Below are 13,266 nucleotides of genomic sequence, written 5' to 3' on the forward strand. Positions count from 1 at the left end.
TACTCGCCCCGAAGCCCGCGCCTGTCGACCCTGGCGGTTCAGGGTGGCGGAGCGATGAAGCGGCGGATGGTGGGCAGCTGGCGGCGCAGGGCGCGATCGATCAGCCCCGGCCACAGGGCGTTGAGCCGGGCGAAGACCGGCTCGGCGCGGCCCAGGCGGGTCTCCTTGCGACCGCGTTCGATGGCGCGGCGGATCTGGACGGCCACCGTCTCCGGATCGTCCATGGCGTTGCCCAGCGCCCGGTTCATCTCCTCCATGGCCGGGGCGTTCATGGCGGTGCGGGTGGCCCGCGGGGCGATGTAATGCACCGCGATCGGCGAATCCGCGAGCTCGCGGCGCAGCGCCTGGGTGAAGCCGTAGAGCGCGAACTTGGTGGCGCAGTAGGTGGCCTGGCTGGGGTAGCCGATATGGCCGAAGGCCGAGCCCAGGTTGACCACCAGGCCCTGCTCGGCGCGGCACAGCGGCGGCAGCATGGCGCGGGTCAGCTGCAGGGTCGCGGTCAGGTTGATCGCCACCAGGCGCTCGATGGCCTCGTCGTCGCTGTCCTTGAACAGCTCGGCGCGGTTGGCGCCGGCGGCGTTGATCAGCATGGTGCATTCCAGCCGTTCGGCGACGGCCACCAGCCGGGCGCGATCCTCGGCGCGGGTGAGGTCGGCGGGCTGGGCCGTGATCTGGCCGGGATGCAGGCGGCACAGCCGCTCCAGGGCCTCGGCGTCGCGGCCGGTGACCAGCAGCCGGGCGCCGGCGGCGGCGAGTTCGTCGACCAGCGCCTGGCCGATGCCGCCGCTGGCGCCGGTGATCAGCACCCGCTGGCCGGGCCAGCCCTCGGTGAGATAGTGCGGTTCAGACCAGCGCATCGGTCAGCTCCCGGGCGGCTTCGCCCCCCGTGCAGCGGGCGGTGACGCCCCGGAACATGGCGCCGTAGAGGCGATAGACCATGCGCGCGCCCTCGATCACCGCGTTCAGGTCGTCCTCCTCCAGGCGGTCGATCAGCGTCTCGAAGAAGGCCAGATGGCCGATATCGAGGCTGCCGTGGGAGCTCAGGTAGCGCACGGCGTCGTCGGGCAGCCCGAGGCTCGCCTGGAGCCGTTCGGCGGCGCGGGTGGCCACCGCGGTGCTGGTGCCCTCGAGCACCTGGACCATGCCGAAGAAGGCCACCGGATTGCCGTGCTCGATCCGGTCGCGCACGTAGGCCACCATCAGCGTCGTGGCCGGGTCGGGCGTGGCGGCGGCCGCCGCCTCGGGGTCGCCGCCGGCGGCGCGGATGTCGTCGAGGATCCACTGCTCGTGGCCGTATTCCTCCTCGACGTACTCCACCAGGGCGGCGCGCAGCCAGCCCAGCCGGTCGGGCAGGCGAGCGCCGCAGGCCATCATCAGCGGCACCGTGAAGCGCACGTGGTGGTAGGCCTGGCCGAGGAAGGCCAGGTATTCGTCGCGCCCGACCTCGCCCCGCATGGCGCGGGTCATCATGGGCGTGTCGAGCAGCCATTCGCGCTCGGCGCGGGTGGCGGCCTGCAGGCGTTGATAGGCACTCATGAAGTCACTCCTCGGTGGTCGTGATGGGGCGGACGCGATGCGTCGGTCGTGGTGTCGCCCGCACCGGGGCGGGTCAGCCAGCCCCGGTAGGCGGCCAGGATGGCCGCGCGGCGCAGGCGGCCGTTGGCCGTCAGCTGGTCGTTGTGCGGGGTGAAGGGCGCGCAGCGGCGCCATGCGCTCACCCGGGCGTAGTCCGGCAGGGTGGCGTTGGCGGCGGTGATCTCGGCGTCGATGGCCGCGTCGGACAGGTCCGCGGCGGGCACGATCAGCGCCCGGTTATGGGCCAGGGCCTCGCCGTGGACCAGGGCCTGGGCGATGCCCGGCCGGGTGGCGAGCACTCCCTCGACCCACTGGGGATCGACGTTGCGGCCATAGGCGGTGATGAAGACCTCGCGGCGGCGGCCTTCCAGCACCAGGGCATCGCCCTCCCAGCGGCCCAGATCGCCGGTGGCGTGCCAGCCGGCGACCGGCGGCTCGCCCAGATAGCCGAGCATGGTGGCGCCGCTCACCTCGACCTCGCCGTCGGCGCTCAGTCGCACCCGGGCGTGGGGCAGCGGGCGGCCGACGCCGTGGGGCGCCTCGCCGGGCCGGTTGAGGCACACCACCGAGGCGCACTCGGACAGGCCGTAGCCCTCCGCCACCGGCCAGCCGGCGGCCAGGGCTCGCTCGAGCAGCGGCGCGGCGACCCGGGCGCCGCCCACCGCCACCAGCCGCAGCCCCACGGGGGCGCTCGGGGCGGCGTCCACCAGCGCCTGGAGCTGCTGGGGCACCAGGATCAGGCTATGCGGCCGGTAGCGTTCGATGGCGGCCAGCGCGGCCTCGGCGTCGAAGCCGCTGGCGCCCCGCCAGCCGAGCTCGGCGGCGCCGGGCAGCGCCACCCCGGCGCCGAGCCACAGCGGCAGGTAGAGCCCGCCGAGGTTCTCGAGCAGGGTGGCCAGCGGCAGCATCGCCAGGTGGCGCTCGATATCGGCCGGGGCGACCGCCTCGGCGAGGCTGATCGCCACCGCCAGCATCGACTCGGTGTCCAGGCACACGCCCTTGGGGGCGGCGCTGGTGCCTGAGGTGAAGGTGATGCGGGTGGTGCCGGGATGCAGCGCCGGCGGTGACGCCACCGGGCGGGTGGCGATGCCGCCCGGAACGGGCGTGCCGAAGCCCAGTGCCTTGCCGCCGGGGCCGATCCAGGCGTCGAGGCCGGCGCGCGCGACCAGATGGCGGCGCTGGGCGTCGTCGAAGAAGGCCGGCACCGGCACCGCGACGCGCGAATCGGCCAGCAGCGCCAGGTCCCACAGCGCCCATTCGACGCCGTTGTCCAGCGCCAGGCCCACGCGGGTCGCGCCGGCCGCCGCCAGCCGAGCCCGCCGCGCGTCGATGGCGGCGGCCAGCTCGCCGTAGCTCAGCCGCTGCGCGCCGTCCCACAGCGCCGTGACCTCGGGGGCGCGCTCGGCGTGGGCGGTCAGGCGGTCGAGGAAGCGCTCACGCCGGTCGGACATGGTCGCCCTCCCGCAGCGTCGAGAGCAGGCCGGCGGCGCGCAGCCGCTCGCGGGCCAGGCGCAGGTCGCCGGCCATCACCCAGGGGTGCTGATCGTAGTAGTGGCCCCAGGCCTCGCGGTCCTGGCCCAGCCAGGCCGGATCGGCCAGGCGCAGCGGCATCAGCTCGATGCCCAGCCGGCGGATGCCGTTGATCACCGCCGGGATAGCCGTGAACAGCACCCAGTGCAGGCCTTCCTCGGCCAGCTGGTCGATCAGGTAGGGAAACAGCACCCGCTGCAGCCCGCGCCGGCTGCTCACCAGGTTGCCGATCTCGGCGATGCCGCCGCGGGCGATCGGCGTGCCCAGGGCCTGGGTCAGGCTGGCCTCGGCGGAGGCGTCGAGATAGCCCTCCTGGAACAGCCGGCCCTCGTCGGCGCGACGCACGCCCACCGCGGCCACGGGCCGCTCCTGCTGCCACAGGCCGAACAGGCGCGGCAGGTACTGGGTGATGCGGGCATCGTGCTGGGTGGCGAAGCAGTGGCTGACCAGCTGCTCCAGTCGGTGGCGCTCCGACCAGTGGCGGGCTTCACGCCACTCGATCGGCGACTCGGGGGTGGGGCGTATGACGGTCAAGGACATCGGGGTGTCTCCGTGACGATTCCCCGACAGTCTGGGATGTGTAACTTAACCGACGCTTAATATCGCCAAACGCATACGAAAACGCCGGCCCGAGGGCCGGCGTCGTGCGGGTCATGGTGCCGTCGTTTCAGGCGCGGATATAGGCCCAGCCGTCCTGCTGCAGTTCCGCCAGGGTGACCACGGCGGCCTCGACCTCGGCGATGCCGTCGGGATTCTCGAGCCCCTGGGCCTTCAGCGAGTTGCGGCACAGCCGCAGCCGCGCGTCGGTGTCGTCGGGCTCGGCCAGGGCGGCGGCCACGGCGCCGCCGTTGGCGACGATCAGCACCTCGGCCCCGGGGCGGGCGTTCAGCAGGTTGCGGGCGTTGCGCCGGGCCCGGGCCAGGCCATCGGCGGTGGGGGCGTGGAGCAGGACGCGCAGGTCGCTCATCGGGGCTTCCTCGTTCAGTGCTCGCCGATGGCGGCCTCGACGGCCTGCACGGTGTCGGCGAAGTCGGGATGATCGCGGCGCTCGGTGGCGGGCAGCGTGATCTCGTGGCGCGCCACCACGCCGGCCGGGCGGTTCGCTGCCTCGCGGCCGAGCACCACCACCCGGTCGGCCAGCAGCACCGCTTCCTCGATGTCGTGGGTGACGAAGACGATCGCCGCCTCGGTGCGCTGGCGCAGGTCGATCAGCTCCTGCTGCAGGCGCCGGCGGGTGATGGCGTCCAGCGCCGAGAAGGGTTCGTCCATGAACAGCACCCGCGGGCGCACCGCCAGCGCGCGGGCAATGCCGACCCGCTGCTGCTGGCCGCCGGACAGCGTGTGCGGCCAGCGCTCGGCCATGTCCTCCAGCCCGACCAGGGCCAGCGGCTCCAGCGCGCGGCGGCGGCGCTCGTCGCGGGACAGCTCCAGCCCCTCGAGGCCCAGCTCCACGTTGGCACGCACCCGCCGCCAGGGGAACAGCCGCGGGGCCTGGAACACCATCGACCAGGCGCGGCTGTCGGCGTCGCGGCCGTGGGGGATGCTGACGCGGCCGGCCTGGGGCGTCAGCAGGCCGGTCAGGGCGCGCAGCAGGGTCGACTTGCCGACCCCGGAGGCGCCGACGATGGCGATGAACTCGCGCGGGCGAACGGCCAGGTCGACGCCGTCGAGCACCGTGGTGCCGGAAAAGCCGAGGCGGATGCCGCGGGCGGTCAGCACGGGGGCGTCGTCGGCCTCGCGACTCGTGGCGATATCGGGCTGGTTCATGGCTGCCACCTCAGCAGCCGACGCTGCAGCAGGACGAAGAGGAAGTCGAACAGCGCGTAGAGGCCGGCGATGGTGAGCATGTAGACCACCACGATATCGGTGGCCAGCAGGCTCGAGGCCTCCATCATGCGCTGGCCGATGCCGGGAATGCCGAACAGCTCGGCGGCCACCACCGTCATCCAGCCCTGGCCGAGGCCGGCGCGCAGGCCGCTCAGGATGCCCGGCGCGGCGGCCGGCAGGCTGACCCGGGTAAGCCGCGACAGGAAACCGACATGGCCGAAGGCCCGGGCCACCTCGTCGTAGCCCGGGTCCACCGAGCGCACCGCGCTGTGGCTGGCGAAGTAATTGATCCAGAACACGCCGATGCTGATGATGAAGGCCGCCGCCGAGGGGTTGATGCCGAACCAGATGATGGCGAAGGGAATCCAGGCCAGCGGCGGAATCGGGCGCAGCAGCCGCGCCAGCCAGGCGTGCACGGCGTTGAAGCGCGGCAGCAGCGCCGCCGCCACGCCCACGGCGATGCCCAGGAGCGAGCCGATCAGCACGCCCACGGCGTAGTGGGAGAGGCTGGCGGTGACCACCTCGAGCCAGATGCCGTCGGCGATCTCGGCCCACAGCACGCCGGGAATCACCGACGGCAGCGGCACCAGGCTGCCGGGCAGCAGGCCGCTGCGCAGCGCCAGCTCCCACAGCGCGAGGAAGCCGGCCAGGCCGCCGAGGCTCAGCAGGGTGTGTCTGGAACGGCTCATGAGTCGTCGTTCTCGGCGACCACGGCGTCATACAGTGAGGTGTCGAACAGCGCGTCCAGGTCCACCGCCTGGCGCAGCGAGCCCTGCTCGAGCTGGAAGTCGTGCATGCGCCGGGTGCCCTCGCGGATGGCGTGCGGGTCGGCGACGTAGTTCGACGACGGCGAGGCCAGGGCCGCCTCGACGGTTTCCAGCGGAATCAGGCGCTTGCCGACGAATTCGCGCACCGACGGGGCGGCGCCCTCGGGATCCTCGGTGAGCATCTCGGTGGCGCGCAGGTGCAGGGCCATCAGCTGTTTCATCGCCTCGGGATGCTCGGCCAGCGTCTCTTCGCGGGCCGCCAGCACGGCGCCGGGCTGCCCGGGCAGCATCTCGTCGGCGCGGGCCACCACCCGGGCGCCGTCGTCGCGCTGCTGCACCGTGGTCAGGATCGGCTCGAGGATCGAGGCGGCGTCCACGGCGCCGGCCAGCAGCGCCTGCTGCACGCGGTCGGCGCCCATGGCGACGATGTTCACGTCGTCGGTGTCGATGCCCAGCTGCTCGGTCAGCCAGTAGCGCAGCACGGTGTCCGGCACCGAGCCCTGGGGGAAGGTGGCGATCTTGGGCGGGCGACCCTCGGCCTCGGTGAAGTCGGCGATGGCCCGGGCGGCGTCGTCGCTGTCGGCGAAACGCTCGGCCAGCGGGCCGCGGGCGACCACGCCGATCTGCTCGCGGATGCTCGAGGCCAGCACCTTGATCGGCACGCCGTTGGCGCGGGCGACCATGGCCGGGCCGATGCCGAAGTACATGACGTCCAGCTCGCCGGAGGCCAGCGCCTGGACCATGGCCGGGCCGCTGGAGAAACGGGTCAGCTCCAGGTCCAGGCCGGCGTCGTCGGTCCAGCCCTCGCCTTCCATCACGAACAGCTGGGCGACGGGCAGGATCGGCATGTAGCCGACCTCGAGGGTGGTGTCGTCGGCGTGGGACTGGCCGGCCATGCCCAGGGACAGGGCGGCCAGCAGGGCCAGGCGGCGGATGTGTCGGGACATGCGGGGCCTCTACCGGATGCGTAAAAGGATGATGCTACGCGGCATTAACTTATTCCATAAGCCTCTGTTAGGACGATTTGTTCATACTCATATGTTCTTTCTCCCATGTTCTTTCGGCACGGTTCGTCCGGCCGGAAGCAGCGACGCCGGCCCCGGGGCCGGCGTCGAAGCGCTGAAGTGAGTGCTGGCTTACTGCCGGGCTTACTTGCCGGGCTGCTTGACCAGGCGCAGATAGGGTTTCTGCTCGTCCCAGCCCTCGGGGAACAGCTTGGCGGCTTCCTCGTTGCTGAGCGCCGGCACGATGATGCAGTCGTCACCCGGCTTCCAGTTCACCGGCGTGGCCAGCTTGTGCGAGTCGGTCAGCTGCAGGCTGTCGAGCACGCGCAGGATCTCGTCGAAGTGGCGGCCGGTGCTGGCCGGATAGGTCAGCATCAGGCGGACCTTCCTGTTCGGATCGATGATGAAGACGCTACGCACCGTCAGGGTGTCGTTGGCGTTGGGGTGGATCATGTCGTAGAGGTCGCTGACCTTGCGGTCGGCGTCGGCCAGCAGCGGGAAGTTCAGGGCGCAGCCCTGGGTCTCCTGGATGTCGCCGACCCAGGCCTTGTGGTCCTCCAGCGGGTCCACCGACAGGCCGATGGCCTTGGTGTTGCGCTGGTCGAACTCCGGCTTGAGCCGCGAGACCTCGCCGAGCTCGGTGGTGCATACCGGGGTGAAGTCCTTGGGGTGGGAGAACAGGATCACCCAGCTGTCGCCGGCCCACTCGTGGAAGTGGATCGGGCCTTCGGTGCTCTCCTGGGTGAAGTCCGGGGCGATATCGCCGAGTCGCAGTGCCATGGTGTCCTCCTGAATCGTGTTCGAAGTCCGCTGTGTCGGATGGCGTCAGCGGCATCGCGGCGCGATGCCGGCAATCGGAGAGGTCGGATGGACCCCGCTCAGGGCGCCGGTGCGGCGGCGCCCAGGAAACGCTCCTGCCAGTAGTCCAGCGCCAGCGAGGTGACGCTGACCCGGCGGCCGCGCCCCGGGGCGTGGATCATCTCGCCGTCGCCCAGGTAGATGCCGACGTGGCTGGCATCGCCGCCGCCGGCGGTGTCGAAGAACAGCAGGTCGCCGGGGCGCGCCTCGTCGATCGGCGGCAGGCGCGCGAACTGGCGGCGCGAGGTGCGCGGCACCGAGATGCCGGCCCGGGAATAGACCCGCTGCACCAAGCCCGAGCAGTCCAGCCCGCTGGCGTCCGTGCCGCCGAAGCGGTAGGGCGTGCCCAGCGACTGGCGCGCCTCGGACAGGATCATCGCCCGGTCCATCGACAGCCCCTCGGCGTCGCGGGTGGCGAGCTGGGGGCCGGCGCAGCCGGCGAGCGTCAGCAGCATCGCCAGCGGCAGCAGCCGCGCGAGGCGCATCGCGGCGCGGGGCGCCGGGGCGGGTGAGGCTGGAGTCGTTGCCATGGGCATCTCGCGGGGCGTCCGTTTTTCCCTCTCGTCGTTCCCAGCCTAGCCGCCCAGCCCGCGGCTGTGAACATCAGCGGAAGGCGATTCTGGTGCCGTGGGTCAGCATCTCGTCCGGGGTCATGGCATGGCCGGGCACGCCGATCATCTCGTCGCCGCACTGGTCCGCCCAGGTCAGCACGCCGTGGCTCAGGCCCAGGCCGCCCAGCAGGTCGCGGATCTCGCCGGTGCCGAGGTAGGTGCAGGTCTTGCCCTGCTTGTCGGAGAGGGTGGAGATGCCGTTGGCGTGGTGGAAGCGCACCGTGTAGATGCCGTCCATGGATTCCACCTCGACGATCGGCGAGAAGCCGTGGCCGAGGGCGTGGGAGAGTTCCTTGAGGGTGATGTGATCCCCCAGGCTCTGGTCGATGGTGGCCATCTCGTCCTCCTGATGCATCGCGGGTTGTACAGAAAATGTAGAATCAGGTGGCGTCCCCCGCCAGTGACGAATGTGCATGACCCTGGGCGGCGTTCGCCGGAGCCTCCATGGGGCGGGCGTTCGACGGGGAAGCGGCGCTGTGTATAACCTGTGTATCGAAAATTCGCGAGGCACAAGGGGCGCCCCGGGGTGGAAAAGTCGCCGGCGTGCCTCCATACCTGAGGCATCCCTCGGTTCGAGACCTCACCCATGGCATCAGGAGACACCATGAGCTTCAACGGCGAGCAACACCCCGGCGTGAAGACCGCGACCGGCGACACCGACGGCTTCCGCCTCAACCACACCATGCTGCGGGTCAAGGACCCGGAGGCCGCGCTGGCCTTCTACTCCCGGGTCTTCGGCATGAGCGTGCTGCGCCGCCTCGACTTCGAGGAAATGCAGTTCTCGCTCTACTTCCTCGCCAAGCTCGAGGACGGCGATCGGGTGCCGGAAGACACCGACGAGCGCACCGTCTGGACCTTTTCCCAGAAGGGCCTGCTGGAACTGACCCACAACTGGGGCACCGAGGACCAGCCGGACTTCGCCTATCACGACGGCAACGCCGAGCCCCAGGGCTTCGGCCACATCTGCTTCACGGTGCCGGACCTGGGCGCCGCGGTGGCCTGGTTCGACGCCAACGAGGTCGAATTCATCAAGCGCCCCGACCAGGGCAAGATGAAGGACGTGGTCTTCGTCAAGGACGTGGACGGCTACTGGATCGAGGTGGTCGAGGCCGCGAAGATGGCCGGCAAGGGCGACTGACTCGTGGCACGGGCCGTCGCCGAGCGTTGACGGCCCGGCTTGTCGATATCGCCCGGGGGCACTAGGGTCTGTGACGTGTTACAGCACGGCGCAACCCGCCAAGGAGTCCCGATGTCCCTGTCCCGTCGTCCCCTCTCTCTCGTGCTGGCCGGCTCCCTGCTGGCCATGAGCGGCATGGCCCAGGCCGAGGAACCGGCCGAGGTTCGTTTCTCTTCACCGGCCTGGCCCGGTGTGACCGTCAAGACCGAGCTGGCCTCCATCTTGCTCGAGGCGCTGGGCTACGAGCCCCGTGCGGAAGAGCTCGGCTCCACCATCACCTACCAGGCACTGAACCAGGACGAGCTGGATGTCTTCCTCGCCGCCTGGCTGCCCGCCCAGCAAGGCATGTACGACACCGCCACCGACGAGGGCAGCCTGGTCGACCTGGGCAACAACGTCGAGGGGGCCCGCCTCGGCTTCGCGGTGCCGACCTATGTCTACGAGGCCGGCCTGACGTCGGCCGAGCAGCTGGACGATCCCGAGTTCGCCGACCAGCTCGAGCGCACCATCTACTCCATCGAGGTGGGCTCCGGGATGAGCGACACCCTCAATGGCGCGGTAGAGGCCGACACCTATGGCCTGGGCGACTGGACGCTCTCCGAGACCTCCACGCCGGGCATGCTCAGCGCGGTGGACAGCGCCATCGACCGCGAGGAATGGATCGTCTTCGCCGCCTGGACGCCGCACTGGATGAACATCGAGCATGACGTGCGCTACCTCGACGATACCCAGGACATGTGGGGCCCGGACGGTGGCCGCAGCGACGTGAAGACCCTGGTCACGACCCGGTTCGCCGAGGCGAACCCCAATGCCACCCGGCTGCTCGACCAGCTGAGCTTCACCGCCGACCAGCAGAGCGCGATGATTCGTGGCTTCAGCTTCGAGGAGCGCGAGCCCGACGCGGTCGCCCTGGAGTGGCTGCGTGAACACCCGGCGAGGGTCGAGGCCTTCCTCGAGGGGGTGACTACCCGCGACGGCGAGCCGGCCTGGCCGGCGGTGCAGCAGGCGCTGGAGATTCCCGACGCCTGAGGCGCGATGCGCTAGCGCACGACGCGACGAGGCCGCCCTTCGGGGCGGCCTCGCTGCGTTCGGGGAGCCGATCGCCTCAGGCGAAGCGGCGGCTGATCACCAGGCGTCCGCCGCCGAGGCCGGCCTGTACCAGCAGGGCGATGGCCCAGAACAGCGGGAACTCCCAGCCGCCGCCCTCGTTGGAGAAGACCCAGCCGTTGCCGGCGTGCACCCAGGTGGCGCCGAGCAGCGTCGGGATCATGGCCAGGGCGATCCAGCGGGTGTAGACGCCCAGCAGCAGGGCCAGGCCGCCGCCGACCTCGGCGAGGATCGTCAGGTAGGCGAACTCGCCGGGCAGGCCGAGGGACTCGAAGTAGCCGACGGTGCCGGGCAGCGTGAACACGAACACCTTGAGCAGGCCGTGGGCCAGCGTCATCACGCCCAGCGACAGGCGCAGCAGGGTGATGGCCGCCGGCTGCAGGCGGTCGAGCGAGGCCGAGGGGGTGGCGGTGGACACGGAAGCGGAAGCGGGGCGAGTGGCTCGAGTGGTCATGGTCAATCTCCGTCGGGGCGCTGGGGAGCGCGATGTCTTGGTATGGGTGACACTCTAGCCGCGACGTAAACGGAGATAATCTGCCGCCAGGGCACATGACTGTTGCGTTTTAGGTGACAAAGAACGGCGATGCAAAAACGTATGCCCAGGCACTGGCCGGCTAGAGCCCCAGTTCGCGCTCCCATGAGGGCGGCTCCCCCCAGGCCTCGGCGAGCAGCGACAGGAAGCGGTCGACCTTGGCCGGGAGGTGACGGCGGGCCGGGTAGAGGCCGTGCACGTCGAGCGCCGACGGCGGCTCCTCGAGCTCGAGCGGCACCAGGCGGCCCTCGCGGATGCTGTCGGTGACCAGGAAACTCGGCTGCTGGACGATGCCGAGCCCGGCCTCGGCGGCGTGAGTGAGCACGTCGCCGTTGTTGCTCTCCAGCGGGCCGCCGACCGAGACGCCGCTGCCGCCGAACCGCCATTCGCCGCCGCGGCCGCCGGTGCGATAGCGCAGGCAGCGGTGTCGTTCCAGGTCCGCCAGCCGGCGCGGGGCGCCGTGTTCGGCCAGGTAGGCCGGGGACGCGCACAGCACCAGCTTGCAGCGGGTCAGGCGACGGGCCACCAGGGTGGAGTCGGGCAGGCTGCCGATGCGGATCGCCAGGTCGTAGCCCTCCTCGAGCAGGTCGACCCGGCGATCGTTGAGGTCCAGGCGCACCTCCAGGGCGGGATGCTCGACCATGAAGCGGGCCACCAGCGGCGTCAGGTGGCGGGTGCCGAAGCTCATCGGCCCGTTGAGGCGCAGCCGGCCGCGCATCTCGCTGACGCCGCTGCCGACCTCCGCCTCGGCCTCCTCCAGCGACTGCAGGATGCCCTGGGCGCGCAGCAGGTAGCGCTCGCCGGCCTCGGTGAGGTGCAGCCGGCGGGTGGTGCGCTGGAGCAGGCGCACGCCGAGATGATCCTCGAGTTCCATCACCTGGCGCGAGACGCGCGTGCGCGACAGGTCGAGCGCCTCGGCGGCGCGGGTGTAGCTGCCGAGCTCGGCAACCCGCACGAAGGCGGTCATGGCATCCAGCAGGTTCATGGGGGCGCTCCCTGGCGTGGCCGAAGGGCTATCTTCGCACGGCCGCCCCCGAAACGACGACGGCGCCACCCGAGGGCGCCACCCGAGGGCGGCGCCGTGTGGAGCGAGCCTGGCAAGCGGCTCAGTGGTCGTGGTCGGCGTGGTCGTGATCGTGATCGGCGTGGTCGTGGGCCGCGTCCTCGGTGGCCAGGGCGTCGTGCAGCAGCCAGGCGTCGTGGCGCACCATGCCCAGCCAGGTGCTGGCCTCGCCCTCGGACGCCAGGGCGCCGGAGTAGAGGGTGCCGGCGATCGGCAGGCCGGTCTCCTCGGACAGCTGCTCGATGATCGCCGGGCTGGTCATGTTCTCCTGGAACAGCGCCTGAACGCCCTGGTCGTTGATCACCTCGATCAGCTCGGCCATGCGCGCGGCGCTGGGCTCGGCCTCGGTGGAGAGCCCGGCCGGCGACAGGAAGTCGACGCCGTAGGCGCGGGAGAAGTGGTTGAAGGACTGGTGGCCGGTGATCACCGCGGTGTGTTCGGGCAGCTCGCCCATCAGTGCGCGGACCTCGGCGTCCAGGGCATCGATGCGCTGCTGGTAGTCCGCCGCGCGCTCGCGGTAGCCGGCCTCGTGGGCCGGGTCGACGGCGATCAGGCCGTCGCGGATGTTGTTCACGTAGAGCTCGCCGAGGCCCAGGTCCAGCCAGGTGTGCGGGTTCATGCCCTCGTGAGCGTGGGCATGGCCGGCGTGGCCGTGCTCCCCATGATCGTGCGCGTCGTGGTCGTGGTCGTCATGATCGTGCGCGTCGTGGCCGTGCTCCTCATGATCGTGTGCATCGTGGCCGTCGTGGCCGTCGTGCTCGTCATGATCGTGTGCGTCGTGGCCGTGGTCGTCATGGTCGTGCTCCGCCTCGTCCGCGTCGGCGGCCTCGCCGAGCGCCTGCTCGATGCCGTCGGTGGCCACCACGGTCGGCCCCGCGTAGTCGCTGGCCTCGACCAGCCGCGACATCCAGCCCTCGAACTGCAGACCGTTGAGCACCACCAGATCGGCCTCGGCCAGGGCGCGGGCGTCGGTGGGGCGCGGGGTGAAGACGTGGGCGTCGCTGTCGGCGCCGACCAGCGAGGTGACCTCGACGTGGTCGCCGCCGATCTGCTCGACCATGTCGGCGAGCACGCTGAAGCTGGCGAGCACCTGCACGCGCTCCTCGGCCTGGACGGCGGGCAGGGTCAGCAGGGCGGCGGTGCCGGCGGCGAGGGCAGAGGGCTTGGCGAAGGTCATCGGTAGGCTCCGTGGCAGGGAAAGAGACGGGCGAGGCG

16 protein-coding genes are annotated in these 13,266 nt (G+C 71.2%); 2 read left to right on the top strand and 14 right to left on the bottom strand.

The window, feature by feature from the left end:
- Window positions 1–38 precede the first annotated feature (38 nt).
- The 11 genes from FIU88_RS00780 to FIU88_RS00830 form a co-directional block, all read right to left on the bottom strand.
- Window positions 39–857 (bottom strand): SDR family oxidoreductase, encoded by an 819-nt coding sequence (locus FIU88_RS00780; RefSeq protein WP_152477827.1) that lies wholly within the window; start codon window positions 855–857, stop codon window positions 39–41.
- Entirely contained in the window at window positions 844–1,536 is a 693-nt protein-coding gene (locus FIU88_RS00785; protein ID WP_152477828.1) for a TenA family transcriptional regulator, read from the bottom strand. The genes FIU88_RS00780 and FIU88_RS00785 overlap by 14 nt, the downstream gene beginning before the upstream one ends.
- Window positions 1,533–3,026, bottom strand: a complete 1,494-nt coding sequence (locus FIU88_RS00790; protein WP_152477829.1) for an AMP-binding protein — start codon at window positions 3,024–3,026, stop codon at window positions 1,533–1,535. Before FIU88_RS00790 ends, FIU88_RS00785 begins: the two co-directional genes overlap by 4 nt.
- Entirely contained in the window at window positions 3,010–3,645 is a 636-nt protein-coding gene (locus FIU88_RS00795; RefSeq protein ID WP_152477830.1) for a thermostable hemolysin, read from the bottom strand. The genes FIU88_RS00790 and FIU88_RS00795 overlap by 17 nt, the downstream gene beginning before the upstream one ends.
- A 127-nt stretch (window positions 3,646–3,772) precedes the next feature.
- Window positions 3,773–4,072 (bottom strand): DsrE family protein, encoded by a 300-nt coding sequence (locus FIU88_RS00800; protein WP_152477831.1) that lies wholly within the window; start codon window positions 4,070–4,072, stop codon window positions 3,773–3,775.
- A gap of 14 nt (window positions 4,073–4,086) precedes the next feature.
- Window positions 4,087–4,872: an ABC transporter ATP-binding protein gene (locus FIU88_RS00805; protein ID WP_152477832.1), complete on the bottom strand. Its 786-nt coding sequence runs from the start codon at window positions 4,870–4,872 to the stop codon at window positions 4,087–4,089.
- The gene (locus tag FIU88_RS00810) at window positions 4,869–5,621 is read right to left on the bottom strand and encodes an ABC transporter permease (RefSeq protein WP_152477833.1); all 753 of its coding nucleotides are present in this window, start codon (window positions 5,619–5,621) and stop codon (window positions 4,869–4,871) included. Before FIU88_RS00810 ends, FIU88_RS00805 begins: the two co-directional genes overlap by 4 nt.
- Complete coding sequence (locus FIU88_RS00815) at window positions 5,618–6,646, bottom strand: ABC transporter substrate-binding protein (protein WP_152477834.1); 1,029 nt, start codon at window positions 6,644–6,646, stop codon at window positions 5,618–5,620. The genes FIU88_RS00810 and FIU88_RS00815 overlap by 4 nt, the downstream gene beginning before the upstream one ends.
- Before the next feature lie 201 nt (window positions 6,647–6,847).
- Complete coding sequence (locus FIU88_RS00820) at window positions 6,848–7,483, bottom strand: peroxiredoxin (RefSeq protein ID WP_152477835.1); 636 nt, start codon at window positions 7,481–7,483, stop codon at window positions 6,848–6,850.
- Window positions 7,484–7,581: 98 nt separating this feature from the next.
- Window positions 7,582–8,046: a C40 family peptidase gene (locus FIU88_RS00825; RefSeq protein ID WP_152480083.1), complete on the bottom strand. Its 465-nt coding sequence runs from the start codon at window positions 8,044–8,046 to the stop codon at window positions 7,582–7,584.
- A 118-nt stretch (window positions 8,047–8,164) separates the two neighbouring features.
- Window positions 8,165–8,509, bottom strand: coding sequence for a hypothetical protein (locus tag FIU88_RS00830; protein ID WP_016854054.1), 345 nt, complete (start codon window positions 8,507–8,509; stop codon window positions 8,165–8,167).
- Between the two features lie 267 nt (window positions 8,510–8,776).
- Between FIU88_RS00830 and gloA the strand changes: the two genes are divergently transcribed.
- Both gloA and FIU88_RS00840 read left to right on the top strand, forming a co-directional pair.
- Window positions 8,777–9,310, top strand: a complete 534-nt coding sequence (gene gloA, locus FIU88_RS00835) for a lactoylglutathione lyase (RefSeq protein WP_016854053.1) — start codon at window positions 8,777–8,779, stop codon at window positions 9,308–9,310.
- Between the two features lie 111 nt (window positions 9,311–9,421).
- The gene (locus tag FIU88_RS00840; RefSeq protein WP_152477836.1) at window positions 9,422–10,378 is read left to right on the top strand and encodes an ABC transporter substrate-binding protein; all 957 of its coding nucleotides are present in this window, start codon (window positions 9,422–9,424) and stop codon (window positions 10,376–10,378) included.
- 76 nt (window positions 10,379–10,454) lie between these two features.
- Here the strand turns inward: FIU88_RS00840 and FIU88_RS00845 are convergent, their stop codons facing one another.
- From FIU88_RS00845 to FIU88_RS00855, 3 genes are all read right to left on the bottom strand, one after another.
- Window positions 10,455–10,910 (bottom strand): DoxX family protein, encoded by a 456-nt coding sequence (locus FIU88_RS00845; protein WP_083868074.1) that lies wholly within the window; start codon window positions 10,908–10,910, stop codon window positions 10,455–10,457.
- Between the two features lie 160 nt (window positions 10,911–11,070).
- Window positions 11,071–11,973: a LysR family transcriptional regulator gene (locus FIU88_RS00850; protein ID WP_152477837.1), complete on the bottom strand. Its 903-nt coding sequence runs from the start codon at window positions 11,971–11,973 to the stop codon at window positions 11,071–11,073.
- Window positions 11,974–12,094: 121 nt separating this feature from the next.
- A complete protein-coding gene (locus FIU88_RS00855) occupies window positions 12,095–13,228 on the bottom strand; it encodes a zinc ABC transporter substrate-binding protein (protein ID WP_152477838.1) in 1,134 nt (377 codons plus the stop codon).
- Window positions 13,229–13,266: the final 38 nt, after the last annotated feature.

This window comes from Halomonas sp. THAF12 (genome assembly GCF_009363675.1).
GTDB classification, from domain to species: Bacteria; Pseudomonadota; Gammaproteobacteria; order Pseudomonadales; family Halomonadaceae; genus Halomonas; species Halomonas smyrnensis.

Excerpts from the sequence above, each read along its gene's own strand:
- FIU88_RS00780 (WP_152477827.1), bottom strand. The coding sequence starts at position 857 with ATGCGCTGGTCTGAACCGCACTATCTCACCGAGGGCTGGCCCGGCCAG.
- FIU88_RS00785 (WP_152477828.1), bottom strand. The coding sequence starts at position 1,536 with ATGAGTGCCTATCAACGCCTGCAGGCCGCCACCCGCGCCGAGCGCGAA.
- FIU88_RS00790 (WP_152477829.1), bottom strand. The coding sequence starts at position 3,026 with ATGTCCGACCGGCGTGAGCGCTTCCTCGACCGCCTGACCGCCCACGCC.
- FIU88_RS00795 (WP_152477830.1), bottom strand. The coding sequence starts at position 3,645 with ATGTCCTTGACCGTCATACGCCCCACCCCCGAGTCGCCGATCGAGTGG.
- FIU88_RS00800 (WP_152477831.1), bottom strand. The coding sequence starts at position 4,072 with ATGAGCGACCTGCGCGTCCTGCTCCACGCCCCCACCGCCGATGGCCTG.
- FIU88_RS00805 (WP_152477832.1), bottom strand. The coding sequence starts at position 4,872 with ATGAACCAGCCCGATATCGCCACGAGTCGCGAGGCCGACGACGCCCCC.
- FIU88_RS00810 (WP_152477833.1), bottom strand. The coding sequence starts at position 5,621 with ATGAGCCGTTCCAGACACACCCTGCTGAGCCTCGGCGGCCTGGCCGGC.
- FIU88_RS00815 (WP_152477834.1), bottom strand. The coding sequence starts at position 6,646 with ATGTCCCGACACATCCGCCGCCTGGCCCTGCTGGCCGCCCTGTCCCTG.
- FIU88_RS00820 (WP_152477835.1), bottom strand. The coding sequence starts at position 7,483 with ATGGCACTGCGACTCGGCGATATCGCCCCGGACTTCACCCAGGAGAGC.
- FIU88_RS00825 (WP_152480083.1), bottom strand. The coding sequence starts at position 8,046 with ATGCGCCTCGCGCGGCTGCTGCCGCTGGCGATGCTGCTGACGCTCGCC.
- FIU88_RS00830 (WP_016854054.1), bottom strand. The coding sequence starts at position 8,509 with ATGGCCACCATCGACCAGAGCCTGGGGGATCACATCACCCTCAAGGAA.
- gloA (WP_016854053.1), top strand. The coding sequence starts at position 8,777 with ATGAGCTTCAACGGCGAGCAACACCCCGGCGTGAAGACCGCGACCGGC.
- FIU88_RS00840 (WP_152477836.1), top strand. The coding sequence starts at position 9,422 with ATGTCCCTGTCCCGTCGTCCCCTCTCTCTCGTGCTGGCCGGCTCCCTG.
- FIU88_RS00845 (WP_083868074.1), bottom strand. The coding sequence starts at position 10,910 with ATGACCACTCGAGCCACTCGCCCCGCTTCCGCTTCCGTGTCCACCGCC.
- FIU88_RS00850 (WP_152477837.1), bottom strand. The coding sequence starts at position 11,973 with ATGAACCTGCTGGATGCCATGACCGCCTTCGTGCGGGTTGCCGAGCTC.
- FIU88_RS00855 (WP_152477838.1), bottom strand. The coding sequence starts at position 13,228 with ATGACCTTCGCCAAGCCCTCTGCCCTCGCCGCCGGCACCGCCGCCCTG.